Source organism: Pseudoxanthomonas daejeonensis (genome assembly GCF_010093205.1).
Classification (GTDB): Bacteria; Pseudomonadota; Gammaproteobacteria; order Xanthomonadales; family Xanthomonadaceae; genus Pseudoxanthomonas; species Pseudoxanthomonas daejeonensis.
Genome location: NZ_PDWN01000004.1, coordinates 90,182 through 115,256, shown reverse-complemented (window position 1 = coordinate 115,256; position 25,075 = coordinate 90,182). Strand labels below are relative to the sequence as shown.

Genomic DNA, 25,075 nt, shown 5'->3' with positions numbered 1-25,075 from the left:
AAGGCGGGATGCACTGTTTGGTGCCCCCAAACGCAGACACCCGGCCTGGGCCGGGTGTCTGCTGCGGGTCGGCGGGCGGGAACAGTCCCCTACTTCGCCTTGCCCTGGTTGGCCACCGCCTCGGCGGCGCGCCGGGCCGCTTCCGGATCCCCCAGGTAGCGGTACGACTGCACGCGCAACTCGTCGTCCAGCTCGAACAGCAGCGGGATGCCGGTGGGGATGTTCAGCTCGAGGATTTCTTCCTTCGAAACATCGTTGAGGTACTTGTACAGGGCGCGCAACGAGTTGCCGTGCGCGGCCACCAGCACGGTCTTGCCGGCCTTGAGCGACGGCGCGATCGCGTCATGCCAGTACGGCAGCACGCGGTCCAGGGTCGTGGCCAGCGATTCGGTCGCCGGCAGTGCATTGCGGTCCAGCCCGGCGTAGCGCGTATCGTTGGCCGGATGGCCCGGATCCTCCAGCGACATCGGCGGCGGCGGGATGTCGTAGGAACGACGCCAGATCTTGACCTGTTCTTCGCCGTGCTTGGCCGCGGTCTCCGCCTTGTCCAGGCCTTGCAGCGCGCCATAGTGGCGCTCGTTGAGGCGCCAGCTCTTGTGCACCGGAAGCCAGTCCTGGTCCAGCTCGCCCAGCGCCAGGTTGAGCGTGCGGATCGCGCGCTTGAGCGTGGAGGTGTAGGCCACGTCGAAACGCAGGCCTTCCTCGCGCATCACCTTGCCTCCGGCGGCGGCTTCGGCGCGGCCCTGCTCGGTCAGGTCGACGTCGACCCAGCCGGTGAAGCGGTTCTCGAGGTTCCACTGGCTCTGGCCGTGGCGCAGCAGGACGAGCTTGCGGGTCACTGGGGGAATCTCCGGTACGTGCGCGGGTTGGGAACTCCGATTGTAGCGGCAGGCTCCGTCGCGGCGGCGGATGGTTGTGGTCGCAACCAGCTCGGCGCGGAACCTCGCCACGGCTTCACGGGTCGCCCCTGCATACTCGATCCATGGTGGCCCCTTCCTCGACGCATGGTTTCGAAGCCTTTCCCGGTTGGGACGGCAGCGTCGCCGGTGCACGCACGCTGCAGGCGCAGCTGGCCGCGCAAGTGGTGCTGGAGGATGTCTTCCCGCGGCCTTTGCGCACCGTGGCCGGTTTCGACGTCGGATTCGAAGACCAGGGCGACATCACCCGCGCTGCCGTCGTGCTGCTGGATGCGGAGAGCCTGCAGACGCTGGAATCGCATGTGGCGCGGCTGCCGACCGCGATGCCCTACGTGCCAGGACTGCTCAGCTTCCGGGAGCTGCCGGCGCTGCTGCTGGCGCTGGAGATGCTGTCGCAACCGCCGGACCTGGCCATGGTCGATGGACAGGGGATCGCACATCCGCGTCGCCTCGGCATCGCGGCCCATTTCGGCGTGGCCACCGGACTGCCAAGCCTGGGGGTGGCCAAGAGTGTGCTGGTGGGCGATTTCGACGCGCCCGGCCCGGCGCGCGGCGATCGCAGCCCGATCACGCATCGGGGTGAGCTGGTCGGCTTCGCGCTGCGCAGCAAGCTGCGCTGCAACCCGCTGATCGTCTCGCCCGGCCATCGCGTTTCCCTGACGACGGCGGCCGAGCTGGTGGTGCGCTTCCTCGCCGGCTACCGCCTGCCGGAACCGACGCGACTGGCCGACCGGCTCGCCTCGCGACGCGAAGCCGGTCGCTCATCGACACTCCCGCGATAACGCAGCCCGGGCCGCAACACTCCGTCGCACTGCCATGCGATGCCATGGTGGCGGGCCTGTGCCATCCTCGCGTCGTCCCCGACGGAGTCCGCCATGACCACGATCATCGAACCGCGCGTGCACGACCTGGGCGACGGCTTCATCGTCCGTCGTGCGGTGCCCTCGATCCAGGCGCGCAGCGTCGGGCCCTTCGTGTTCGTCGACCACATGGGGCCGGTGGTGTTCGAAGGTGGGCGCGGGCTCGACGTGCGCCCGCATCCGCACATCGGCCTGGCCACGGTGACCTTCCTCTGGTCCGGCGCGATCAACCACCGCGACACGCTCGGCTCCGAACAGGTGATCCGCCCGGGTGACGTGAACTGGATGACCGCCGGCCGCGGCATCGCCCACTCCGAACGCACGCCCGGCCCCGAGCGCGCGACCGGCAGCCAGGCGCACGGGATGCAGACCTGGGTCGCACTGCCGAAGGCACACGAGGAGACCGACCCGGCGTTCTACCACCACCCCGCCGCAACCCTGCCGCAGCAGCACCGCGATGGCGTCTGGCTGCGGGTGATCGCCGGGCGCAGTTACGGCGAGGAATCACCGGTGAAGGTCTTCGCCGACACGCTCAACGTGGCCCTGGACCTGGCCGCGGATGCCGAACTCGTGTTGGACGACGCGCATGTCGAACGCGCGCTCTACATCCTCGAAGGCGAAGCCCAGCTGGACGGGGTGGATATCCCCGCCCGACACCTGGTCATCCCCGACCGCGGCACGCGGCCCAAGCTGCGCGCCAAGACCCCGCTCAAGGCGATGCTGCTCGGCGGCGAGCCGCTCGACGGCCACCGCCACCTCTGGTGGAACTTCGTCTCCAGCTCCAAGGACAGGATCGAACAGGCCAAGCTGGACTGGCTGGAAGGCCGCTTCGGCCGGATCGAGGGCGACGACGAATTCATCCCGCTGCCACAGCGCTGAGGCGGCGGCTCCGTGCGGTCCCGCCCGGCGCATCGCCGGTCGTCGCCTCCTGCCGCATGGCCACGATGATTTAACCGGATTCCAACGCCGCGCCCGCCTGAGAGGCGTAGGCTCGGCCTGCCCGCTCCGGGCACATCCGACTGGGGACGACGATGACTCTCACGAAACGCTTGGCGGCCGAATTCCTCGGCACGCTGTGGCTGGTGCTGGGCGGTTGCGGCAGTGCGGTGCTGGCGGCCAATTTCGGCGGCGACGGCAATCCACTGGGAATCGGCTTCCTGGGCGTGGCGCTGGCGTTCGGCTTGACCGTGCTGACCGGCGCCTTCGCGTTCGGGCACATCTCGGGCGGGCACTTCAATCCGGCGGTAAGCCTGGGGCTGTGGGCCGGTGGCCGCTTCGGCGCCAAGGACCTGCTGCCCTACATCCTGGCCCAGGTGGCGGGTGCCATCATGGCCGGCTTCATCCTGCTGCAGATCGCAAAGGGGGGCGGCGGCTTCACCATCGACCCCAGCGCGGCCGGCACCTTCGCCAGCAACGGCTATGGCGTCCTCTCGCCAGGCGGCTACACGCTCGGTGCGGCGTTCCTGTGCGAGGTGGTCCTGACCGCGTTCTTCCTGGTGGTGATCATGGGCGCCACCCACAACAAGGCTGCCGCTGGCTTCGCCCCCATCGCCATCGGCCTGGCCCTGACCCTGATCCACCTGATCAGCATCCCGGTCACCAACACCTCGGTGAATCCGGCCCGTTCCACCGGCGTTGCGGTGTTCGCCGGTTCCGGGGCGATGGGCCAGCTGTGGCTGTTCTGGCTGGCACCGCTGATCGGCGGCGCCCTGGGCGGGATCATCTACGCTTGGCTGCGCCCGAATAACGAGTAACGCAAGTCATTGATTGGCATGGCCGGGCTGCCGCATGGTGGCCCGGATCATGTTCATGAAGGCCCGCCACGCCGGGCAGGCGGCGCGGCTGCCGCAAACGCACGAATCCGGTTAGCATTGTGCGATGCAGCACCCCAGCCGGAAGCGTGGCCATTCCATGCTCTATCAACTACACGAACTCAACCGCGCAATGATGGCCCCCTGGGTCCATCTGGCCGAAGCCAATTCGCGGATCTTCTCCAACCCTTCCAGCTGGGCGTCGGGCCTGCCCGGGGCCGAGCGCATCGCCGCCGGCAACGAGCTGGTCCATCGCCTCGGCAAGGATTACGAGAAGCCTCCGTGGAACATCCACGAGGTCGAGGTCGAGGGCCACAAGGTCCCGGTGCTGGAACAGGAAGTGGTGCGCAAGCCGTTCTGCCGGCTGGTGCGCTTCAAGCGCTACAGCGACGACGCCCCGACCATCGCCGCGCTGAAGGACGACCCGGTCGTGCTGGTGGTTGCGCCGTTGTCCGGCCATCACGCCACCCTGCTGCGCGACACGGTGCGCACCCTGCTGCGCGACCACAAGGTCTACGTGACCGACTGGATCGACGCACGCATGGTCCCGGTCGAGGACGGCGCCTTCGGCCTGGACGACTATGTCGCCTACGTCGAGGATTTCATCCGCCACATCGGCGCCACCGACCTCCACGTGATCAGCGTCTGCCAGCCGACCGTGCCCGTGCTGGCCGCGGTCTCGCTGATGGCCGCGCGCGGCGAGCCGGTGCCGCGTTCGCTGGTGATGATGGGCGGCCCGATCGACGCGCAGCGCAGCCCGACCGCGGTCAACAGCCTGGCCACGCGCAATCCGCTTTCGTGGTTCGAGAACAACGTGATCCACAGCGTGCCGCAGCCTTATCCGGGCGAAGGCCGCGAGGTGTATCCGGGCTTCCTGCAGCACGCCGGCTTCCTGGCGATGAATCCCAGCCGCCACTTCATGTCGCACTGGGATTTCTATTCGGACCTGATCAAGGGCGACCTGCAGGACGCCGACGGCCATCGCAAGTTCTACGACGAATACAACGCGGTGCTGGACATGCCGGCCGAGTACTACCTGGACACCATCAAGACCGTGTTCCAGGAATTCCTGCTGCCGCGCGGCAAGTGGAAGGTCAACGGCGAGCCGGTGAAACCGTCGGCGATCAAGGGCACCGCGCTGATGACCATCGAAGGCGAGCTGGACGACATCTCCGGCCTCGGCCAGACCCAGGCCGCGCACGACCTGTGCACCGGCATCCCGAAGACCAGGCAGGAGCACCTGACCGTGGAGGGGGCCGGCCATTACGGCATCTTCAGCGGTCGCCGCTGGCGGGAGACGGTCTACCCGCAAGTACGCGACTTCATCGCCAGGTACGCGGGCTGAAGCCACGCCAGTAACGACGAAAGCCCCGCTTCCGCGGGGCTTTCGCTTTCTGCCGCATGTCGCCTGCGGTCAGACCACCGGGTCACGCACCAGCAGCTGCTTGGCCAGCCAGCCGTGGAATCGGCCGACGATCCGCGCCAGGTGCAGGGTCGCGAACAGCAGCAGCACGCCGACCACCAGGCACACCGGCCACAGCCAGGGCGAGTCCGGCGTGATGTTGACGCCATGCAGCGAGAACATGCCTGCATGGCCCAGCAGCAGGGCGACTGGCGCGACGATCAGGCCGGCCGACAGCGCCAGCAGGGTAACGGCGATGCTGAAGTACGCCGTGCCCAGGGGCAGCATCAGCAGCAGGTAGCCCATCGCCGTCCAGGTGCGCCAGTCGGTGAACAGTTCCTTCAGGCGGGTCGGCCACGGCTTGTCGCGCTGCGTGTACAGCGGCCTGCGCGGCATGCGCACGCCCAGCAGCACCTCGACGATGCGTCCTTCCACCAGCGACAGCAGGCGCACCGACATCAGGAACAGCAGCAGCAGCGGGATGCCCACGATCAGGATCAGCAATCCGGCCGACAGGCTGGCGCCGGTGACCACCCAGCTGAAGTAGAACGTGCCCGTCGCCATCGCCAGCAGCATGTAGAACAGCGAGCCGTAGGTGTACGGATCGGCGACTACACCGAAGAACCGGCCGGCCAGTGAACGGCGCTTGGGCGGACGCGGCGGGCGCAGCGCGCGATTCACCGTCACTTCGGTTTCGCGATAGATCTCGGCGACCTCCCCGGGTGCGCCGTAGCTGCCGGCGACCGCGGCGATCACTTCGGCCTCGCTGCGGCCCGAACGCCCCGTCGAGTTGGCGGCCAGCTCCGAACGCAGGTATTCCTCGGCGTCGTACAGGGCGTCCTGGACCATTGCCGGATCGGCACCCCTGAGCGCTTCGCGCAACTGCTCCAGGTATTCGGGAATGGTGGTCGGCATCGGGCGCGTAACCGACGGCGCGTATGCGTTGCTGTTCATGCGGATACTCCCTCCAGCACGGAATCGACGGAATCGCGGGTGGCCCGCCAGGCGGCGGACCATTGGTCGAGGACCTCGCGGCCCTCGCCGGTGATGCGGTAGTAACGGCGCGGTGGACCGGCCACGGACGGCTCGACGTGGCTTTCCAGCAGGCCGGCCCCTTCCAGGTTGCGCAGCACCGGATACAGCGCGCTCTGCTTCCCGGCGAGCACGCCCTCCCCGACCTGCTCCAGGCGCTTGGCGATCAGGTAGCCGTAGAGTGGCTCGGCGGCCTGGGCCAGGACGGCCAGCAGCGCCAGCGAGACCGTGCCGGCGCTGAGTTCCTTCTGGAATTTCTTCAGCTGCGCTTCGTTGTCGCCCATGACGGCCGCTCCACTAGCGTTGGGTTCGCTAGTCTGGAGGCCAATCTATTCTCAAGTTCGGTATAGCGGATGTGCCGTTAGTCATTCCGACCGTGGACACCGCCCCCCGACGGGTTTCGGCTTTACCCCGTGAAGGCGGCCTTGGCGGGCAACGGGCACCGCGGCGAGAATCGGTCCACCTTCCGCCTCTGCCGGCCATCCGATGACCCTGCGCCCCCTCCTGCTCGCCTGCGCCCTTTCGGCAACCGCGCTGGCCGCGACCGCCGCTGCCCCCTACCGGAGCATGCAGCAGATCCTGGATGCCTCCCCCGCCAGCGACTGGCGCACGCCCGACCCGGCCAACACGCTCTACATGGAGCTGGATGCCGGCCGGGTGGTGATCGAACTGGCGCCGGGTTTCGCCCCGCAACACGTGGCCAACATCCGCACGCTCGCCCGCGAAGGTTTCTGGGACGGGACCAGCATCTATCGCGTGCAGGACAACTTCGTCGCCCAGTTCGGCGATGCCGACGCCGACGATGCGGCCAAGGCCAGGAGCCTGGGCAGCGCGAAGCGGAAGCTGCCGGCCGAGTTCGAACGCGACGCCACCGGCCTGGCCTTCGACCGGCTGCCGGACAGTGACGGCTGGTCGCCGCAGGTCGGCTTCGTGGACGGCTTCGCCGCCGGACGCGATCCGGCCACGGACAAAGCCTGGCTGGCTCACTGCTACGGCGTGGTTGGCGCCGGCCGCAACCTGGACGCCGACAGCAGCATCGGCGCCGAACTCTACGTGGTGATCGGCCAGTCGCCGCGCCAGCTGGACCGCAACATCACCCAGGTCGGTCGCGTCATCCAGGGCATCGAACTGCTGAGCGCGCTGCCGCGCGGGCCCGAACCGATGGGCTTCTACGCCGAAGCCGCGCAGCGCACGCCGATCCGCGCAGTGCACTTGGCCAGCGAAATCCCCGAAGGCGAACGCACCCGCCTGCAACTGTTGCGCACCGGCACCCAGACCTTCAACGACGTGGTCGAGGCCCGCCGCAACCGTCGCGACGATTTCTACAAGCGCCCGGCCGGCCACATCGACCTGTGCAACGTGCCGCTGCCGGTGCGCGTGGCGAAGGACTGAACCGGCTCAGCGCGCGCGCTGGCTGATCGCCACGCTGCCCAGGATCAGCACGCCGGCCAGCAGCATCTTCCCGGTCACCGCTTCGCCCAGCAGCAGCCAGGCGAACAGCGCGCCGAACAGCGGGACCAGGTAGGTCACCGTCGACGTGCGCGCCGCGCCGATGCGATGGATCAACCCGTAGAAGTAGATGAAGGCCAGCCCGGTGCAGAGCACCCCCAGGCCCACTGCCGCGGCCCATGCCAGTGCCGGCACCGGCCCGGCCGGCCAGTGGGTGATCGCCAGGGGCAGCAACAGCAACGCCGAGCAGCCCAGGGTCACCGCTGCCGACGCGGCCGGCGGCAGGCCGACCATGTAGCGCTTCACCAGGTTCAGGCCGATGCCGTAAAGCAGCGAAGCACTCGCACCGGCGAGCACCGCCGGGCCGAGGGTCAGGCCGGAGACCTTGGCCGTGGCCAATACCACCACGCCGGCGAAACCGGTGAGCAGCGCCAACGCGCGGCGCACGCCGATCTTTTCGCCGAAGGCGAGGAACGCGACCAGTGCGGCGAACAGCACGGTCATCGCATTGCAGATCGCACCGATCGCCGCCGGCGCGCGCTGCGCGGCCCAGGCGAACAGCAGGAACGGCAGGGCCGAATTGATGATCCCGATCACCGCCAGCCGCGGCCACAGTCGCAACGGAAACTGGGTGCGCGCAAGCCAAAGGAAGGGCAGCAGCACCAGCGCGCCGAGGGCCAGGCGCAGCTCGACCAGCGCATAAGGGCCGAACGCAGGCGCGGCCACGCGCATGAACAGGAACGAGCCGCCCCAGATCGCACCGAGCACGAGGATTTCCAGCGGAGTCCGCCAGTCGCGCGTGCCCGCGCCCGCTGCGGCATCGAGCGGCGCCGCCGGCCCGCCGCTCACGGCGCCGCCCCGGCCGCGGCCACGTCGCGCTTGTGCGTTTCCTCGATGACCCGTGCGTTGGCGATGCGCACCGTGCTCACCATCAGCAGGCGCATGTCCTGGACGAGCTGTCGCGCAAGCGCGGACTCGTCGATGGACGCGCCCGGAATGTCCAGGCGAAAACCCCGACCACGCAGGTCGCCGCCATTGGAAAATGCGATCTCGAAATCGAACAGCACCCGGTGTTGCACGTCAGCACTCCTTGAACGGCCAGCCATCCCTGCGGACCGCCAGCATCCGCCGGCCAGCAGGGGCGGACAAGCGCGTAGTATCAGCCCAAGCCACAAATCTGACTCATGCCTCGACCATGAACCTGCGCCCCACCCTGCTACCCGCGCTGGGCGTGTTCGCCGCCGCCGCGCGGCACCAGAACTTCGCCCATGCCGCCGAGGAGCTGCACCTGACCGCCAGTGCGGTCAGCCACCACGTGCGCAAGCTCGAGTCGCTGCTCGATACCCGCCTGTTCCTGCGCCATGCCCGCGGCGTTTCACTCACGCCCGAGGGCCGCCAGCTCGCCGATGCCGCGTCGGCCGCGCTCGCCGACGTGGCCGCGGTAGCCGGCAACCTGCAGCCCGCGGCGGGAGTTTCGGTACTGCGGATCAGCACGCTGCACTCTCTTGCCTACTGCTGGTTGCTTCCGCGGCTGTCCTCGTTCTGCGCGACCCATCCGCACATCCGCCTGGAAGTGGATACCAGCTCCGCGCTGGCCCGTTTCGAGGAGGGCGGCCACGACCTGGCCATCCGCTATGGTCCCGGCCACTGGAGCGGACTGGCCGCGCACCACCTGATGGACGACGAACTGTTCCCGGTCGCGTCACCCACCCTGCCCGGGCTGGCCGGCGCGAAGACCCCGCGCGACATCGCCGCACTGCCACTGGTCTCGGACATGGGCCTGCAGGGTTGGCGCGACTGGTTCCGGGCTGCGGGCGTGCACGGACTCACCCTGCCGCCGATGCACACCTTCGTCGACAGCACCGCCTCGATGCGCGCCGCGGTTTTCGGCATCGGCGCGGCGCTGGCGCGTACCCACCTCGCCCAGCCCTACCTGCAACGCTATGAACTCGTGCGCCTCCCCGGGCCCGTGCTGAAGGCGCGGTTCGCCTATTACGCCGTGTACCCGGCGCACCGGATTCCCGGGCCCGCCGCGACCCTGTTCCTGGACTGGCTCAAGCGCCAGGCCCTGGCCGAACGGGCGCCACGTCCGGAGCCGGTGGCGCGCGCAAAGCGACGCCCGCCGCCGCGACGCGAACCGGCGCGCACATGAGCCCAGGAAGGAACTTCCTCACCGTGCCTTGATCGCACGGAATGCACGCTGGCTGCGTCCCACAAGGAACCCACGCCATGCCCCAACTCCGCATCCGCATCACCGGCAGCGACGACGACCTGCGCGCCGTGTCCGACCTGCTGCAGAGCGTGGAAGGCATCGAGCACGTCGAGGAAGTGGCCGACCTGATGCCTCGCATGGACGACGAGGACTCCAGCTCGGCCGGCCTGTCCGACGACATCGGCCCGGGCACGCACGAGCTGGAAGTCGACGCGCCCAACGACTACACCGCCGGACGCGTGCGCGAGGCGGTGGAAGAACTCGCGATCCGGCTCGGGCTGGTGGTCGAATTCGAGACGGACGAACAATAACCGCGTTCGTTATCCGCTCAGAAACTGGCGCCGTCGACAGTCACAATCTTCAATGCCGCCAGGTCCACCTCGGGCAGGCAGCGGACGTTGACTGCCACCGTCGCTTCGCCGGTCTTCGGGTTGCTGCCCTCGCTGAAGGGTGCGATGCCGCACACCGGACAATGGTGGTGGGCGAGATGTTCCTTGTTGAACCGGTAGGTGGCCAGGTCCAATGCCGGCGTCTTGAGGTCAAGCGCCGTGCGCGGCGCGAACCAGAGCAGGCCGCCGCGGCGCCGGCACATCGAGCAGTTGCAGTCGTAGACCTCGGTGATGCCCTCGCCGGTGTCGACCTCGAACGCGATGCGGCCGCAATGGCAGCCTCCAGCCTGTTTCATGTGCGTGCTCCGTGGCGTGCGGGTAGCAGGAAGCACAGGTTAGCCGGCCCCGTGAACGCACGCACGCCACTCCGGCACGTGCGCAGCCCGGGCAACGGGGCCTATGCTTGGCGCTTCACGTCACGCTGGAATCCCGATGCGCCATTCCCTGCTCGCCCTTGCCCTCCTCGCCAGCCTGGCCGCCTGCCAGAAGGCCGAAACGCCAGCCGCGCCGGCCGCTGGCGAGACGGCCGCCGCCACAGACACCACGCAGGCCGATGCCGCGTTCGCCGACCTGTCCACGCGCGCCCTCGACGGCTGGTTCCAGCTTTCCCCGGTGGGCGCCACCCAGACCGGCGAGCACCGCTACGACGGCGAACTCGACGACCTCAGCGCCGAAGGCCGGCAGAAGTCGCTGGACTTCAGCAAGAAGATCCTCGCCGAGCTCGATGCGATGGACGCAGGCAAGCTGTCGCGCGAAAACCAGGTCGACGCGGCGATCCTGCGCAACCAGCTCGGGTACGACATCTGGAATGCCGAAACCCTGCAGGGCTGGGCCTGGGATCCGCAGTCCTACAGCGGGCTGGCCGGCAGCGCGATCTACGGGCTGATGGCGCGCGAGTTCGCGCCGCTGCCCCAGCGCCTGAATTCGGCCACTTCGCGGATGGAGAAGATCCCGGCGCTGCTGGCCCAGGCCCGTGCCAACCTCGATCCCGCGCGCGTGCCCAAGGTCCATGCGGAAACCGTGGCCCGGCAGAACGCCGGCATCCTGAGCATTGTCGATACCTTCATCAGCCCGAACCTGGGCCAGCTGGGCGACGCCGATCGCCAGCGCGCCGACGCGGCGATCGAGGGGTTGAAGAAAGCGGTAGCCGAGCACCAGGAATGGCTGGACAAGACCCTCGTGCCGAACGCCAAGGGCGAATTCCGCATCGGCGCGGACCTGTACGACCAGAAGCTGCAGTTCGCGCTGCTCTCCTCGCTGTCGCGCGCCGACATCAAGCAGCGCGCCGAAGCCGAGCTGGTGCGCGTGCGCGGCGAGATGTACGGCATCGCGCAGCAGGTGCTCAAGGACAAGCCCGGCGCGCCCGAGCTGCCCGACACCCCCACGCCCGCGCAGCAGCAGAAGGCGATCGAGGCGGCGCTGGAGCTGGCGTATGCCGAGCGTCCGGAACGCGACAAGGTGGTCGCCGACGCGGAGGCCGCATTGGCCAGGGCCACCGAGTTCGTCCGCGCCAAGGACCTGGTGACCCTGCCCGACGCACCGGTGGAGATCATCGAGATGCCGGAGTTCCAGCGCGGCGTCGCGGTGGCCTACGCCGATTCGCCGGGCCCGCTCGACAAGAACCTGAAGACCTTCTACGCGGTCTCGCCGATCCCGGAAGACTGGACCCAGGCCCAGGTCGACTCGTTCCTGCGCGAATACAACTCGCGAATGATCGAGCTGCTGAGCATCCATGAAGGCACGCCCGGCCACTACCTGGAAGGCTGGCATTCGGCCAAGTTCCCCTCGACCCTGCGCGCGGTGCTGCGTTCGGGCATGTTCGCCGAGGGCTGGGCGGTCTACACCGAGAAAATGATGGCCGATGCCGGCTACCTCGACAACGACCCGCTGTTCCGCCTGGTCCAGCTCAAGTTCTACCTGCGCACCATTGCCAACGCGATCCTCGACCAGGGCGTGCATGTGGACGGCTGGAGCCGCGAGCAGGCCATGGACCTGATGGTCAACCAGACCTTCCAGCAGGAGCGCGAGGCGGCCGGCAAGTGGACGCGCGCGCAGCTGACGTCCGCGCAGCTGCCGACCTACTTCGTCGGCGTGCAGGAGCACTTCGACACGCGCAAGGCCGTGGAGCAGAAACTGGGTGCGGACTTCAACCTGAAGGCCTATCACGACCAGGTGCTGTCCTACGGCGCCCCGCCGGTGCGCTTCGTGCGCGAGCTGATGCTGGACCAGCCGATCGAGTAAGGCTTCGCCACTTGCCCCCCGGCATCGCCGGGGGGATTGGATTTGCCCGGGGCAGTTGGGTAACGTCGGCAACGTCCCGCCGCGGGGGTCGCGGCGGGCCAGTCCGCAGCGGCCGGCAGGGGACTCGCCCGGCGCGACTGCGATCGCCAATCCGGGGGGATGTTCTTCGATGGAATCACTCTATCCAGCCGGGCCCGTTTCGGTGCCCGACGGTCTCACGCTGCCCAGCAAAACCTATCGTCGCCAGGCCTGGCTCGCCGTCGCCGGCCTGCTCGGCTTCATCGCGGCCTACCTGGGACTGCTGTCCTGGTTCGCCTGGACTTCCTTCCGCCTGTTCAAGGGCATGGTCGAGCCGGGCAGCAGCGGCCTGGACCTGCTGACCCTGCTGGCGGCGTTCGCCGCAGGTTTGCTCGCGGTGTTCATGGCCAAGGCACTGGTCTTCCGCCGCCGCGCGCAGGTGCCTGCCGGCAGGGTCGAGCTGACCGCCGCGCAGCAACCCGAACTGTTCGCCTTCCTGCACCGCCTGGCCGACGAGGCCGGTGCGCCGCGTCCGCACCGGGTCTATCTCTCGGCACAGGTGAACGCGTGCGTGTTCTACGACCTGTCCGTGGCCAACCTCCTGCTGCCCTCGCGCAAGAACCTGGAGATCGGCCTGGCCCTGGTCAACGTCCTCAACCTGGGCGAGCTCAAGGCGGTGCTTGCCCATGAGTTCGGCCACTTCGCCCAGCGCTCGATGGCGGTCGGCCGATGGGTGTATGTCGCCCAGCAGATCGCCAACGAAATCGTCCAACGTCGCGACGCGCTGGATCGCCTGCTGGCCGCGCTCTCGCGGTTCGACCTGCGCGTGGCCTGGATCGGCTGGGGACTGTCGCTCGTGGTCTGGTCGATCCGTTCGCTGGCCGACCTCGCCTTCCGCGGCGTATCGCTCGCCCAGCGCGCGCTTTCGCGCGAGATGGAATACCAGGCCGACCTCGTCGCCGCCTCGCTGACCGGCAGCGACGCGCTTGTCCATGCCCTGCACCGCCTGGGCGCGGCGGACGAGGCGTGGAACCGGGCCCTGTCCTTCGCATCGGACGAACTGCGCCAGGGGCGCAGCGTCCAGGACCTGTTCGCGATCCAGGCGCGGGTGATCGAACACCTGCAGATCGTGCTCGACGATCCCGGCTACGGTCGTTCACCCGAGCTGCCAGCGGCCGCGCGCGAAGGCCACCGCCTGTTCGTGGCCGAGCTGGCGCCGCCGCCGCAGATGTGGTCCACGCACCCGTCCAACACCGCCCGCGAGGCGAGCATCAAGCGCCGGTACGTGGCCTGCGAGATCGACCAGCGTCCGGCACTGGACCTGTTCCGCGACGGCACGCAGCTGAAGGTGCAACTGTCGCAAGGCCTGTTCCGCGGCGAGTTGCCCGAGGCCCCGCCGATGGAAACGTCGCTGGTCAGCCTGGATCGCGGCTACGCCGCATTGTCCATGTCGCGCCGCTATCGCGGCAGCTACCTGGGCAGGTCGATCGTGCGCGCGCATTCGCGCCCGCAGGATCTCTACATCGAGGTGGGCAGCGACGATGGCCTGCTCGAGCGGATCGATACGCTGTATCCGGCGTCGCTGGGCGGGGAGATCGAGCAACTGCGCGAACTGCGGCAGCAGCGCGCCGCCCTGGAGGCGATCCAGCAGGGACGCTACCGCACCGAAGGCGATGCGCTCCACTGGCGCGGCATGCGCATGTCGCGCAAGGACCTGCCCCGCATCCTGGCCGAAATCGACGCCGAACTCGGCCCGGTCCAGGCGCGGGTGACCCACCACGACCAGCTGTGCCGGAGCCTCCACCGTCGTGCGTCGCTGGCACTGCGGCAGGACTGGACAGGACAACTGGAAGGCGCCCTGCGCGTGCTGCACTACGCCGAGCACGCCGGCGCCGAGCTGGCCGATGCCTACGGCCTGCTGGGCAACACCTACCAGGTCGTCGCCGCCGATGGCCGCGTATCGTCCTCCGAGTTGCGCCGGCTGGTGGCATCGTGCAACGACCTGCATCGCTCCCTGCAACGGATCCATGACCAGGCCGGCCAGGTCCGCCTCGACGAAGTCATGGCGCGGGAGCTCGATGGACAGGCCTGGCCGGACGTCATCGGCAAGGACTTCTCGCTGCCGATGGCTGGCGAGTCGAACATCTCGCAATGGATGAAGGCGATCGACAGCTGGCACCGCCCGGTATCGGACGGCCTTTCGCGGCTTGCACACGCCGCGCTGGAGTCGCTGCTCGCCAGCGAAGACCAGGTCGCCCGGCAACTTCGCGGTGGAACGGACGAGGTCACCGTGTCTGCCGCGGCCGCTTCACCGTCGGAGTATCCGACGCTGCTGCCGGGTGGTGGCCGCCGCCTCCAGCATCGACTGGGCTGGCTTGACCGGTTCCACACCGCCGACGGCTGGCTCGCCGGAGGCACGCGCCTAGTGGTGGCCGCGGCCATCGTCGTGGCGGTGCTGGTGGCCGGAGGCGCAGTCGGCCTCAGCCAGGTGACTGTGTTCAATGGGCTGGATCGCACGGTGGAGGTGGAAATCGATGGCCAACGCGCCACGATCGGACCGGCGCGAACGGCTTCCATGCGCCTTCCGAACAAGACCGCGCACGAGGTGTCGGCCTACCTGGCCGACGGTGGCGCGCTGATCGAACATTTCTCCGGCGAGGCCCCGAACGGCTCCCCGCATCTTGCCTACAACATCGGCGCAGCCGCACCACTGGTGGAATGGACCGCCAGCTATGGCAACGCCCGCGAAGTGGCGCCGCGACAACTCGGTACCGTGCGCTGGACCACCACCCGGGTCGACCATGTTTTCAGCGAACCGCCCGAAACGGTCTCCACCAAGACCGGAGGCGATACCCGTCGGGTGCTGTCGGGCATGAGCGGGGAATCGCCGCGGCAGATGCTCGCCGCGACGCGCTCGGACGCGGAAGCCAAGGCGATGATCGCAGCCCACGCCACCTGGGATGACGCCGACTCGCGTCACCTGCGCCGGTGGATGTGGCACGCAAAGGAAGCCGGGATTCTCCCGGAGGTGCTTCGCAGCCGCCTGGACCGAGCGCCCCGGGAAATCGTGTCGCTGCGCATGGAGCAGGATGAATCCGAGGGCACCGCCACCCATGACGCGGTCTGCGAACGCCATCGCTCGCTCGCCGGATCGGCGGCCGATTCCAGCGCGCTGCAGTACCTGGCGATACGCTGCCTCACCGATCCGCAGGCGCGCGACGATGCGTTCCTCGCCGGATACCAGCGCTGGCCGAAGGAGCCCTGGCTGGCGATGGCCGCCGGCTACGTCCACAGCGAACGCCAGGAATGGGACCAGGCGCTTGATCTGTTCAGGCAGGCGGCACGCAATCCGATGCTGGCCGAGGATGCGTCCATCGAGATGGCGCGCATGCGTCGGGCTTCCAGCGATGAACCGGTCGACCTTGGCGACCTCGCAAAGCGCTCGGACTATGTGTCCACCATGCTCGCGCTGGAGTCCGGCGACGGTACCGAAGGCACGCCCATGGCCGCCTACCGGTACCTTGCGGGAGGCGACCTGCCTGCTGCGATGGGTATCGCGGTGAACGACGCCGAGTCCTCCGGCCGGATGCTTCGCCTGGCCGCCGCTTCCGACGGCGCATCGCGCGAGCTGGTCACCCGTGCGCTGGCGCTTCCGCTCCAGGACGGTCTTGACGACGCAACGGCCTGGGCGACCTTCGCCCTGGCCAGCCGCGAAGGTCGCGACACCACGGCGCTGCGCGAGGCCGCGCTGGCGACTGATCCGGAACAAGGCGAGGCGATCGCACGCTTCCTCGATGCATTGCGCAGCGGCGCCGATGCCGCAACCGCCGAGCAGCGGTTGGGCAATGTGGGACTGCGTACCCGCGGAATCGCCTACAGCAGCGCCGCGGTGCTGATGGGGACGCGATGCCCGGCGACCTGGCGCGAAGGCGCCAAGTCATTGCTGTTCGTCGCCGAACGGCCATACCTGTCCTGACGACCGGCGTCGCATCGCCCTGGCGCCATCGATCGATGGCGCCAGGAGCAGGTGTCAGCGCACCGGCTCCAGCCGCAGGTCCTGGAAGTCGAAGCTGAAATCGGTCAGGGGCGATGCTGCCTCCATCCGCGCCTCGCGCACCTTGCCGTCGGCGTCGAGCGCGAAGGTCACGAAGGCGTCGCCGTTGAGTGTGCGGTCGTCCCACTTCACCAGGAAGGTGTCGTGCTGCCAGTGCTGCAGGGTGCCGCTCAACAGCGGGCTGGGCTTGAAGCGCATCCGCAGCCGCCCGCCCTCCTGCACGACTTCCACGTCGCCGTACCAGGCATCGCGATACAGGCCCGCATAGCCCGCCAGCGGCAGCGATGGCTTGGAGCGCGCATCGCGCGCAGCTACCCGCTTGCGCCACGCGTCATCGGCCTTCGCCCGCGCGTTGCCGGCGGCGTCCGCGTAGGCGGCGATCCAGTCGGTACGCTCTGCCGGCTGCAGGAAGGCATCGAGGATCTGCATCGTCAGCGCATTGAACGCCCCCCCCGCCTCCTGGTTGGTCAGCACCACGATGCCCAGGTCGCGGCCGGGCACCAGCGTCACCCGCGAGACCATGCCCGGCCAGCCGCCGGTGTGCCAGACCAGCTTCTCGCCACGGTAGGACGAGGTGATCCAGCCTTCGCCGTAGCCGAGGAAATCCGGCCGCGATGGGGCCAGCGCCGGCACCGCCGGATCGGGGATGGGCATGGGCGAGATCAGCGACCACATTTCCTTTTGCCGCTTTTCCGAGAACAGTCTTTGCGAGCGGCCCTGCGCGTCGGCGAAGCTGCCACCGGCCAGTTGCGCCCGCATCCAGCGGGTCATGTCGTGCACGCTGGAGTACACGCCGCCTGCGCCCGCGGCGTTGTGCCAGGTCAGCGGAAACGTCGGGCGCAAGGTGGTGAAGTCGGCCTTCGCGTGCCCGGTGGCGGCGTTGTCGCCAGGCCGCAGCGCGTCGGCGTTGAAGCGCGTGCCATCCATGCCCAGGGGATCGAAGAAGCGCTGCTGCAGGAAGGACGCATAGGACTGGCCGGAAACCTTTTCGACCAGCCGTGTCGCCGTCGCGTACAGGATGTTGTCGTAGGCGTAACGCTCGCGGAACCCGGTCTTCAGCGGCACATCCTTCAGCCGGCGCACGACTTCTTCGTTGCTGTAGCTGCTGCCGGGCCAGAACAGCAGGTCGCCGGCGCCCAGTCCCAGGCCGCTGCGGTGGGTCAGCAGGTCGCGAACGCGCATTTCGCCGGTGACGTAGGGATCGGACATGCGGAAGTCCGGCAGGTGTTCGACCACCTTGTCGTCCAGGGACAGCCTGCCTTCGTCGGCCAGCATCGACAAAGAGGCGGCGGTGAAGGCCTTGGTGTTGGAGGCGATCGCGAACAGGGTGTGCGCGTCGACCGCTTCCGGCTTGCCGAGTTCGCGCACGCCCCAGCCGCGCTCCAGCACGACCTGGCCGTCCTTGACCACGGCCACGGCCACCCCCGGAACCTCGAAGCGTTCGCGGACCTGCTCGACCCAGGCATCGAGCTGGGCGGGATCCAAAGGACCCACCTGTGTCGCGTTTGCGGGTATTGCATCCGCCGTCCGGGCCGACGCCTCGGCCGCCAGTGCGGTCAATGGCGCAAACGCAACCAGGCACAACCACAGGAGACAACGGACGGGACGTGGCGAAGAAAACAGGCGCATGCAGGAGGCTCCGGGTACCGGGCCTCGATTCTAGGCGCTGGCCATACCCGGATGGCCAGTGACAGAAGTCCGCGCCCGGCCCCACGGCGGACGTGCACGATGCCGACGCCCTCACGCGTGCGGCGACTATCATCGCCCCACGCAACCCGGAGGCCGACCGATGCAGGACCTGTTCGCCGCACCCGCTTCCGGCCCGGCCAGGCGCATCCATGTCGGCATCGGCGGCTGGACCTATGCGCCATGGCGCGGCGGGATGTTCTATCCGGCCGGACTGGTACAACGGCGCGAGCTCGAATACGCCAGCCGCGAACTGACCGCGATCGAGATCAACGGCACCTACTACGGCGCGCAGAAGCCCGCCACGTACGCGAAGTGGCGCGACGAGACGCCGCCCGGCTTCCTGTTCACCGCCAAGGCGCCGAAGCGGATCATGGCCAGCCGGCGCCTGGCCGGCACCGGGGCGCAGATCGAGGATTTCGTCGGCGGCATCGGCGAACTGGGCGACCGGCTCGGCGCGCTGTCATGGCAGTTCGAGCGCGGCCAGGCGCCGACGCCCGATGAGCTGGCGGCCTTCCTGATGCTGCTGCCGGCGCAGGTGGACGGACGGCGCCTGCGGCATGCGCTGGAACTTCGCGAGCCCGCGCTGTTCACGCCGGACCTGCTGGCCCTGCTGCGCCAGCGCAACGTCGCGCTGGTGTTCGCCGGCTCCGACGAGCATCCGGCCTTCGCCGATGTCACCGCCGACTTCACCTACGCGCGCGTCATGCAGTCCCGCGCCGACCTCGAGCACGGATATCCCGAAGCGGAGCTGGACGCCTGGGCGGCGCGGGCGCGCGCCTGGGCGGCGGGCGGCGATCCCGCCGAACTGCCGCACGTGGGCCCGCCCCGGCCCGGCACCGCGCCGAGGGAGGCGTTCGTGTTCTTCATCGCCAGCGCCAAGGAACGCAACCCGGCCGCTGCCCGCGCACTGATCGCTCGGCTCTCGTGACCCGCACCGCGGATGGCCATGCCCATGCTTGATGCCCGCACCGGCTTGCGTGAAAGGAGGCGCCCGTGAACACCGGTTTCCAGCGGACGCCTGCCACCTCCGGCTACGCGCTGGCCCTGCTCTGCCTGTTCGTTGCGGTATGGATCGCGCTGGCCATCTCGCCCTGGTACCGCGAGGACTGGGCCCTGGAAAACGTGCTGGTCCTGGTCGCCGTGCCGGTGCTGGCCTGGGGCTGGCGACGCATGCCGCTGACAAGGCTCAGCTACACCTGCCTGTTCGTGTTCGGCGTGCTGCACGAGATCGGCGCGCACTACACGTATGCGGAAGTGCCTTATGACGCCTCCATCCAGCGTGTCGCAGGATTCTCGATCGACGCCCTGCTCGGCCTGCAGCGCAACTCCTTCGACCGGCTGGTGCACCTGCTCTATGGCGTGCTGGTGACGCCGGCCTGCATCGAACTGCTCGACCGGGTGGCGCCGCCGCGCGGGGCCTGGCGCTTCGTGCTGCCAGTGAGCTTCATCATGTCGCACTCGCTGCTGTTCGAGATGTTCGAATGGCTGGCCGCCAGCCTCTTCGGTGGCGACCTGGGCCAGGCCTACCTGGGCACCCAGGGCGACGAGTGGGATGCGCAGAAGGACATGCTGCTGGCCACCCTGGGCTCGGTGCTGGCGGTGTCGGTGCTCGGCCTGCGTGGCTGGCTGGCGCCCTGCCCGAGGAAGGTCGCCTCGCCCGGGTGACGTTCGCGCCGGGACGCACGCCCGGCGCCGGGCGATAATGCGCCGATGCCGATGACCGATCGCACCTGCGCGCAACTGCAAATCCATTTCTGCGTCCTGCTGTGGGGGTTCACCGCGATCCTCGGCAAGCTGATCAGCCTGCCCGCGCTGCCGCTGGTGTGGTGGCGGATGCTGCTGGTGGTCGCCGCACTGGCGCTGGTACCGCGGGTCTGGCGCGGACTGCGCGCGCTGCCGCCGCGGCTGGTGCTGGCCTATGCCGGCATCGGCGTGGTGGTCGCACTGCACTGGCTGACCTTCTATGGCGCGATCAAGCTGGCCAATGCCTCGGTGGCCGCGACCTGTATTGCCCTGGCGCCGGTGTTCACCGCGGTGATCGAACCGTGGGTGGCCAAGCGTCCGTTCCGCCCGCGCGAACTGGCGCTGGGCGTGGCGGTCCTGCCCGGCGTGGCGCTGGTCGTCGGCGGGGTACCGGATGGCATGCGCCTGGGCGTGGCGGTCGGCGCGCTGTCGGCGCTGCTGGTGGCGATCTTCGGCTCGTACAACAAGCGCCTGGTCGAACACGCCGATCCGCTGACCGTCACCGCGATCGAGCTGGGCGCCGGTACCCTGGCCCTGACCGCGCTGGCTCCATTGATGCCGCTGCTGCTGCCCGCCTTCGCCGGCGACCTGCTGGTGGTTCCCGGCCTGCACGACGGCGCACTGCTGCTGGTGCTGGCACTGGGCTGCACCCTGCTGCCATTCGCGCTGTCACTGGTCGCGCTGCGCCACCTGAGCGCGTACACCGTGCAGCTGGCGACCAACCTGGAGCCGGTCTACGCGATCATCCTGGCCGCGCTGCTGCTGGGCGAGCAGCACGAACTCACGCCGCTGTTCTACCTGGGCGTGGCGGTGATCCTGGGCGCGGTGTTCCTGGATCCGCTGCTGGCGCGACGACGCTCCGGTGCAGCCCCGGACGCCGAGGTGCAGCATCCGGAAATGCTCGGCACATCCGAGGCCAAGCAACTGGTCGACTGACCTGGCGCAGCCTTGCCCGGTGGAGCCTCAGTGCACGACCAGCACCGGCACCGGACTCAACGCGACCACCTTCTGCGTCACCGAGCCCAGCAGCAGGCTCTTCAGCGCGCCCTTGCCGTGGCTGCCGATCACGATCATCTCCGCCTTCACCGCCTTGGCCTCGTCGAGCAGGGTCGGCACCACGTCGCCGATCGCCTTGCGCTCCTGGAACGCCAGCCGCGCGCGCTTGAGGTGCGGGCGCACCACCGCCATCGTCGCCTCGTACTGCGCCTCGTAGTAGCGGCCCGGGCCGGCCTTGCCGAATTCCTTCTCGGCGGCCTTGGACAGCCGCGGCACCACCTGCAGCACGTGCAGCTCGGGCGGCGCCTTCAGCGCCTTCGCCAGTTTCGCCACGCGGCGTACCGCCGCAGCGCCGACCGCACTGCCATCCACTGCCAGCAGGATTTTCATGGCTTCGCTCCGATTGCCGCGTCAGGGTATGGATCGATCGTATTCCCGGCGACGGCGTCCGGGAATGATCCGGATCAAGGCCGCCCGGCCCCGCGTCACCAGTCCGGGTGCCCGGGCAGCAGGCCCTGCAGTTCGGCCTCGCTGAGGTTGCGCCACTGGCCGGGCTTGAGCGCGCCCAGCTTGATGTTGTCGATCCGCACCCGGCGCAACTGGGTCACCCGGTAATCGAAGGCGGCGGCCATCAGCCGGATCTGGCGGTTGAGGCCCTGCTCGAGCACGATGCGGAAACCGAACTTCGCGATCCGCGCGGTGCGGCATGGCAGGGTCGTCTCGCCGTGGATCCGCACCCCGCGCGACATGCCGCGCAGGAACTCGTCGGTCACCGGCTTGTTGACCGCCACCAGGTACTCCTTCTGGTGGCGGTTCTCCGCACGCAGGATCTGGTTGACGATGTCGCCGTTGCTGGTCAGCAGGATCAGGCCCTCGGAATCCTTGTCCAGGCGACCGATCGGGAAGATCCTTTGCTCGTGGCCGATGAAGTCCACGATGTTTCCGTCGACCGAGCTCTCGGTCGTGCAGGTCACCCCGACCGGCTTGTTCAGCGCGATGTAGACGTGCCGACGCTTGCCGGCCTTGGCCGTGCGCACCTTCAGCGGCTGGCCGTCGACCAGCACCGTGTCGCCCTCCCCGACCACCGCGCCCATCCCGGCCGGCTGGCCGTTCACGGTGACGCGGCGCGCGGCGATCAGGCGATCGGCCTCGCGGCGCGAACAGAAGCCGGTTTCGGCGATGTGCTTGTTGAGGCGGACGGTCATGGGTCCATTATCGACGAGCGGACCCCGCCGCGTCCCCGCTGCGGCGCGATCAGGCCGCGCCGGCGGACTTCTTCGCCCGTCGCGACTCGCGCTTGAGCGGCGCGCCGACCGGGCAGATCTCGAAGGCGAACTGGGTCAGGGTGTTGACCAGGCTGTCGGGCACCAGCCGGTAGACCACGTACTGGCCGCGACGCTCGCCGGCGATCAGGCCGGCGTTCTCCAGCACCGCCAGGTGCCGCGACACCGCCGGTGCGCTCATCTCGAAGCGCGCGGCGATGTCGCCGGCCGGCAGCTCCTGTTCCGACAGGTAGGCCAGGATCTGCCGGCGCGGGCTGGAGGCGAGTGCTTCGAAAATCTTGTCGGTGCTCATGGTCCGGTACGTCTGCGCTGCGGTCGCGGTAGTGATCGCGGGACGGCACCGCGATCGCGATGCCGTCCCTGCCGAAAGTATCCCGGGTCCTGTCGGAACGCCAGCGCAATCCGTGCGCGGGCGCGCGCCTCAGCGCTGCTGCGGCGGCAGCGGCGGCAGGTGCGCCGGCAGCGGCGCGCGCATCGCTTCCTGGCCGTGCGCCCAGTTGGCGACCGTGCGTCCATAGCGGGCGATCATCGCCATGTTGAAGAAGTGCATCGCGCCCAGGACCAGTACCGACAGGCCGATCTTGGCCGCCACGTAGGGAATCATGGAGGCGACCGCCCTGCCCTCGTTCCAGCCATCCATGCGCAGGGCGATGAAGCCGATGTTGACCAGGTAGAACCCCACCACCAACAGGTGGTTGGTCGACTTCGCGAGCTGTTCGTCCTGGCCGAAGCACTTGACCAGGAACACCTCGCCATTCTTAGACAGCGTACGCGCCACCCAGATGGTCATGGCGATGGAAACGCCCAGGTACAGCAGGTATCCCAGTTCGAGTGTCATGGCGGTAGCTCCTTCTGCGGTCGGTTGATCGGTAATGAATTACTTATTTAACTAATATGCTAATTGCTTAAAAAAGCAAGTCAAGTGCCGTTTGTCGGCTCGCGACGCCTGTGACGCCCAAAGAAAAAGGCCGACCCTTTGGGGGGCGGCCTTGCAGAGGATGCGACGCAGCGGGCGCCGACGGTCGATCAGCCGCCGTGCGGCTTGGGCGGACCCTTGCGGTGCGGACGCGGCGGCCCATTGCCGGGCTTGCCCGGACGGGCGCCCTGCGGCCGGAAGCTCTTCGGCGCCTGCGCTGCGGGAGCGTGGCTGCCGTCCCAGCGGGTGATCCGCAGTTGCTGGCCGACCACCCAGGCCTTCTGCAGGTGCGACATGATTTCCGGCGGCATGCCCTCGGGCAGGTCCAGGATCGAATGGTCGTCGTGGATGTCGATGCGGCCGATGAAGCGGCTCTCCAGCCCGGCCTCGTTGGCGATCGCGCCCACGATGTTCCCCGGCTTGACCCCGTGCGCGTGGCCGACCTCGACCCGGTAGGTTTCCATGCCGGTATCGGGCGCCGAACGCGGCGGCTTGGCCGCGCGCGGCGGGCGCGCGCCGAATTCGGAATCGGGCGCGCGAGCCGGGCGCGCGGCGAAGTCGGAATCGTGCGTGCGCTGCGGACGCGAGGTGGCATCGGATCCGTGCGGGCGTGGCGGGCGCGGCGTGAAGCCTTCATCGTTCGACCGCGGCGGACGCGGGCCGCGGCGCTCGTCATTGCCCGAGTCGCGCGACGGACGCTCGAAACGCGGAGCCGGCGCCGGCTCCCTCGCCTCGAGGAACAGCGGCGTCTCGCCTTGCAGCAACTTCGCGAGCGCGGCGGCGATCTCGTTGGAACCCACGTCGTGCTCGCCGGCGTAGCGGTCCATCAGCTCACGGTACGGCTCCAGGCCGCCGGCTTCCAGCGCGCCGGAAATCTTCTCGAAGAAACGCGCCACGCGGCGGTCGTTGACCGCTTCCACCGTCGGCAGGCGCATCTCTTCGATCGGCTGGCGGGTGGCGCGCTCGATCGCGCGCAGCATGCCCTTCTCGCGCGGGGTGACGAACAGGATCGCGTCGCCCGTACGGCCGGCGCGGCCGGTGCGGCCGATCCGGTGCACGTAACTTTCGGTGTCGTACGGGATGTCGTAGTTCAGCACATGGCTGATGCGCTCCACGTCCAGGCCGCGCGCGGCCACGTCGGTGGCGACCAGCACGTCGAGCTTGCCGTCCTTGAGCTGCTGGATGGTGCGCTCGCGCTGCTGCTGCTGGATGTCGCCGTTGATCGCCGCGGCGGCCTGACCGCGCGCCTGCAGCTTCTGCGCCAGCTCCTCGGTGCCGGCCTTGGTCCGGGCGAACACGATCATCGCGTCGAACGGCTCGGCTTCGATGATCCGGGTCAGCGCGTCGAGCTTGTGCATGCCGCTGACGAACCAGTAGCGCTGCCGGATATTGGCCGCGGTCGTGGTCTTGGCCTCGATCGTGACTTCGGTCGGATCCTTGAGGTAGGTCTGGGCGATGCGCCGGATCGGCGGCGGCATCGTTGCCGAGAACAGCGCCACCTGGCGCGTCGGCGGGGTCTTCAGCAGCACGGCCTCGACATCGTCGATGAAACCCATGCGCAGCATCTCGTCGGCTTCATCCAGGACCAGGCACTTCAGCTCGGACAGGTCCAGCGTGCCACGGTTGAGGTGGTCGATCACCCGTCCCGGGGTGCCCACCACCACGTGCACGCCGCGGCGCAGCGCCGCCAGCTGCGGGCCGTAGCCCTGGCCGCCGTAGATCGGCAGGACATTGAAGCCGGGCATCCTGGTGGCGTAGCGCTGGAACGCCTCGGCGACCTGGATGGCCAGTTCGCGCGTGGGTGCCAGCACCAGGGCCTGCGGCTTGGTCTTGGACAGGTCCAGCCCCGCAAGTACCGGCAGCGCGAACGCGGCGGTCTTGCCGGTGCCGGTCTGGGCGGTGCCCAGCACGTCGCGACCCGCCAGCAGGGCGGGAATCGTGGCGGCCTGGATCGGCGACGGCGATTCGTAACCGACGGAGGCCAGCGCGGCCATCAACGGTTCGGGCAGGCCGAGGTCGCCGAAGCGCAGGGCGGCAGGGTTTTCTTGATCGGGGGTTGACAT

At 68.9% G+C, this 25,075-nt stretch carries 24 protein-coding genes; 12 read left to right on the top strand and 12 right to left on the bottom strand.

Translation table 11 applies throughout. The annotated features are described in order from the left end of the window. Positions 1–89 precede the first annotated feature (89 nt). Positions 90–839: a 2,3-diphosphoglycerate-dependent phosphoglycerate mutase gene (gene gpmA, locus CSC65_RS05370; protein WP_162409206.1), complete on the bottom strand. Its 750-nt coding sequence runs from the start codon at positions 837–839 to the stop codon at positions 90–92. Positions 840–982: 143 nt separating this feature from the next. Here gpmA and nfi point away from each other — a divergent pair, with 143 nt between their 5' ends. The 4 genes from nfi to CSC65_RS05350 all read left to right on the top strand — a co-directional run bounded on the left by nfi (position 983) and on the right by CSC65_RS05350 (position 4,933). After that, positions 983–1,699 carry a deoxyribonuclease V gene (nfi, locus tag CSC65_RS05365; RefSeq protein WP_162409204.1) on the top strand — a complete coding sequence of 239 codons (717 nt, stop codon included), beginning with the start codon at positions 983–985 and terminating at the stop codon, positions 1,697–1,699. A 93-nt stretch (positions 1,700–1,792) separates the two neighbouring features. Next, positions 1,793–2,656: a pirin family protein gene (locus CSC65_RS05360; RefSeq protein ID WP_162409202.1), complete on the top strand. Its 864-nt coding sequence runs from the start codon at positions 1,793–1,795 to the stop codon at positions 2,654–2,656. A 152-nt stretch (positions 2,657–2,808) separates the two neighbouring features. Further along, complete coding sequence (gene aqpZ / locus CSC65_RS05355; RefSeq protein WP_162409200.1) at positions 2,809–3,531, top strand: aquaporin Z; 723 nt, start codon at positions 2,809–2,811, stop codon at positions 3,529–3,531. 157 nt (positions 3,532–3,688) lie between these two features. Further along, positions 3,689–4,933, top strand: a complete 1,245-nt coding sequence (locus tag CSC65_RS05350) for a polyhydroxyalkanoate depolymerase (protein WP_162409198.1) — start codon at positions 3,689–3,691, stop codon at positions 4,931–4,933. Positions 4,934–5,002: 69 nt separating this feature from the next. Here the strand turns inward: CSC65_RS05350 and CSC65_RS05345 are convergent, their stop codons facing one another. Both CSC65_RS05345 and CSC65_RS05340 read right to left on the bottom strand, forming a co-directional pair. Then, the gene (locus CSC65_RS05345) at positions 5,003–5,944 is read right to left on the bottom strand and encodes a sensor domain-containing protein (protein ID WP_162409196.1); all 942 of its coding nucleotides are present in this window, start codon (positions 5,942–5,944) and stop codon (positions 5,003–5,005) included. After that, entirely contained in the window at positions 5,941–6,306 is a 366-nt protein-coding gene (locus CSC65_RS05340) for a PadR family transcriptional regulator (protein WP_162409194.1), read from the bottom strand. The genes CSC65_RS05345 and CSC65_RS05340 overlap by 4 nt, the downstream gene beginning before the upstream one ends. A 202-nt stretch (positions 6,307–6,508) precedes the next feature. On the opposite strand from CSC65_RS05340, the gene CSC65_RS05335 reads away from it, so the two are divergent. Continuing rightward, complete coding sequence (locus CSC65_RS05335; protein WP_162409192.1) at positions 6,509–7,414, top strand: peptidylprolyl isomerase; 906 nt, start codon at positions 6,509–6,511, stop codon at positions 7,412–7,414. 6 nt (positions 7,415–7,420) lie between these two features. Here the strand turns inward: CSC65_RS05335 and CSC65_RS05330 are convergent, their stop codons facing one another. After that, positions 7,421–8,320 carry a DMT family transporter gene (locus tag CSC65_RS05330; protein WP_162409190.1) on the bottom strand — a complete coding sequence of 300 codons (900 nt, stop codon included), beginning with the start codon at positions 8,318–8,320 and terminating at the stop codon, positions 7,421–7,423. Beyond that, complete coding sequence (locus tag CSC65_RS05325; RefSeq protein WP_162409188.1) at positions 8,317–8,550, bottom strand: cyclase; 234 nt, start codon at positions 8,548–8,550, stop codon at positions 8,317–8,319. The genes CSC65_RS05330 and CSC65_RS05325 overlap by 4 nt, the downstream gene beginning before the upstream one ends. Positions 8,551–8,666: 116 nt before the next feature. On the opposite strand from CSC65_RS05325, the gene CSC65_RS05320 reads away from it, so the two are divergent. After that, positions 8,667–9,623, top strand: coding sequence for a LysR substrate-binding domain-containing protein (locus CSC65_RS05320; protein WP_162409186.1), 957 nt, complete (start codon positions 8,667–8,669; stop codon positions 9,621–9,623). Between the two features lie 77 nt (positions 9,624–9,700). Then, positions 9,701–9,994 carry a hypothetical protein gene (locus CSC65_RS05315; RefSeq protein ID WP_162409184.1) on the top strand — a complete coding sequence of 98 codons (294 nt, stop codon included), beginning with the start codon at positions 9,701–9,703 and terminating at the stop codon, positions 9,992–9,994. Between the two features lie 17 nt (positions 9,995–10,011). Here CSC65_RS05315 and CSC65_RS05310 read toward each other — a convergent pair whose 3' ends face one another. Then, positions 10,012–10,368 carry a GFA family protein gene (locus tag CSC65_RS05310; protein ID WP_162409165.1) on the bottom strand — a complete coding sequence of 119 codons (357 nt, stop codon included), beginning with the start codon at positions 10,366–10,368 and terminating at the stop codon, positions 10,012–10,014. Between the two features lie 136 nt (positions 10,369–10,504). Here CSC65_RS05310 and CSC65_RS05305 point away from each other — a divergent pair, with 136 nt between their 5' ends. Together CSC65_RS05305 and CSC65_RS05300 are read left to right on the top strand one after the other, a co-directional pair. Continuing rightward, positions 10,505–12,313 carry a DUF885 domain-containing protein gene (locus tag CSC65_RS05305; protein ID WP_162409163.1) on the top strand — a complete coding sequence of 603 codons (1,809 nt, stop codon included), beginning with the start codon at positions 10,505–10,507 and terminating at the stop codon, positions 12,311–12,313. A gap of 169 nt (positions 12,314–12,482) precedes the next feature. Beyond that, positions 12,483–16,307: a M48 family metallopeptidase gene (locus CSC65_RS05300; protein ID WP_162409161.1), complete on the top strand. Its 3,825-nt coding sequence runs from the start codon at positions 12,483–12,485 to the stop codon at positions 16,305–16,307. A gap of 54 nt (positions 16,308–16,361) precedes the next feature. On the opposite strand, the gene CSC65_RS05295 is transcribed toward CSC65_RS05300, so the two are convergent. Continuing rightward, positions 16,362–18,014, bottom strand: a complete 1,653-nt coding sequence (locus CSC65_RS05295) for a serine hydrolase (RefSeq protein WP_162409159.1) — start codon at positions 18,012–18,014, stop codon at positions 16,362–16,364. A gap of 160 nt (positions 18,015–18,174) precedes the next feature. Here CSC65_RS05295 and CSC65_RS05290 point away from each other — a divergent pair, with 160 nt between their 5' ends. The 3 genes from CSC65_RS05290 (at position 18,175) to CSC65_RS05280 (ending at position 20,753) form a co-directional block, all read left to right on the top strand. Then, positions 18,175–19,002, top strand: a complete 828-nt coding sequence (locus tag CSC65_RS05290; protein WP_162409157.1) for a DUF72 domain-containing protein — start codon at positions 18,175–18,177, stop codon at positions 19,000–19,002. Positions 19,003–19,067: 65 nt separating this feature from the next. Continuing rightward, positions 19,068–19,739, top strand: a complete 672-nt coding sequence (locus tag CSC65_RS05285) for a DUF2238 domain-containing protein (protein WP_162409155.1) — start codon at positions 19,068–19,070, stop codon at positions 19,737–19,739. Positions 19,740–19,784: 45 nt separating this feature from the next. Continuing rightward, positions 19,785–20,753 (top strand): DMT family transporter, encoded by a 969-nt coding sequence (locus CSC65_RS05280; protein WP_162409153.1) that lies wholly within the window; start codon positions 19,785–19,787, stop codon positions 20,751–20,753. Positions 20,754–20,780: 27 nt separating this feature from the next. On the opposite strand, the gene CSC65_RS05275 is transcribed toward CSC65_RS05280, so the two are convergent. The 5 genes from CSC65_RS05275 to CSC65_RS05255 all read right to left on the bottom strand — a co-directional run bounded on the left by CSC65_RS05275 (position 20,781) and on the right by CSC65_RS05255 (position 25,075). Next, positions 20,781–21,203, bottom strand: a complete 423-nt coding sequence (locus tag CSC65_RS05275; RefSeq protein WP_162409151.1) for a universal stress protein — start codon at positions 21,201–21,203, stop codon at positions 20,781–20,783. 95 nt (positions 21,204–21,298) lie between these two features. Then, complete coding sequence (locus CSC65_RS05270; protein WP_162409149.1) at positions 21,299–22,018, bottom strand: pseudouridine synthase; 720 nt, start codon at positions 22,016–22,018, stop codon at positions 21,299–21,301. A gap of 49 nt (positions 22,019–22,067) precedes the next feature. Then, positions 22,068–22,388, bottom strand: a complete 321-nt coding sequence (locus CSC65_RS05265) for an ArsR/SmtB family transcription factor (RefSeq protein ID WP_162409147.1) — start codon at positions 22,386–22,388, stop codon at positions 22,068–22,070. 129 nt (positions 22,389–22,517) lie between these two features. Further along, entirely contained in the window at positions 22,518–22,934 is a 417-nt protein-coding gene (locus CSC65_RS05260) for a hypothetical protein (protein WP_202922833.1), read from the bottom strand. 188 nt (positions 22,935–23,122) lie between these two features. Beyond that, a complete protein-coding gene (locus tag CSC65_RS05255; RefSeq protein ID WP_162409145.1) occupies positions 23,123–25,075 on the bottom strand; it encodes a DEAD/DEAH box helicase in 1,953 nt (650 codons plus the stop codon).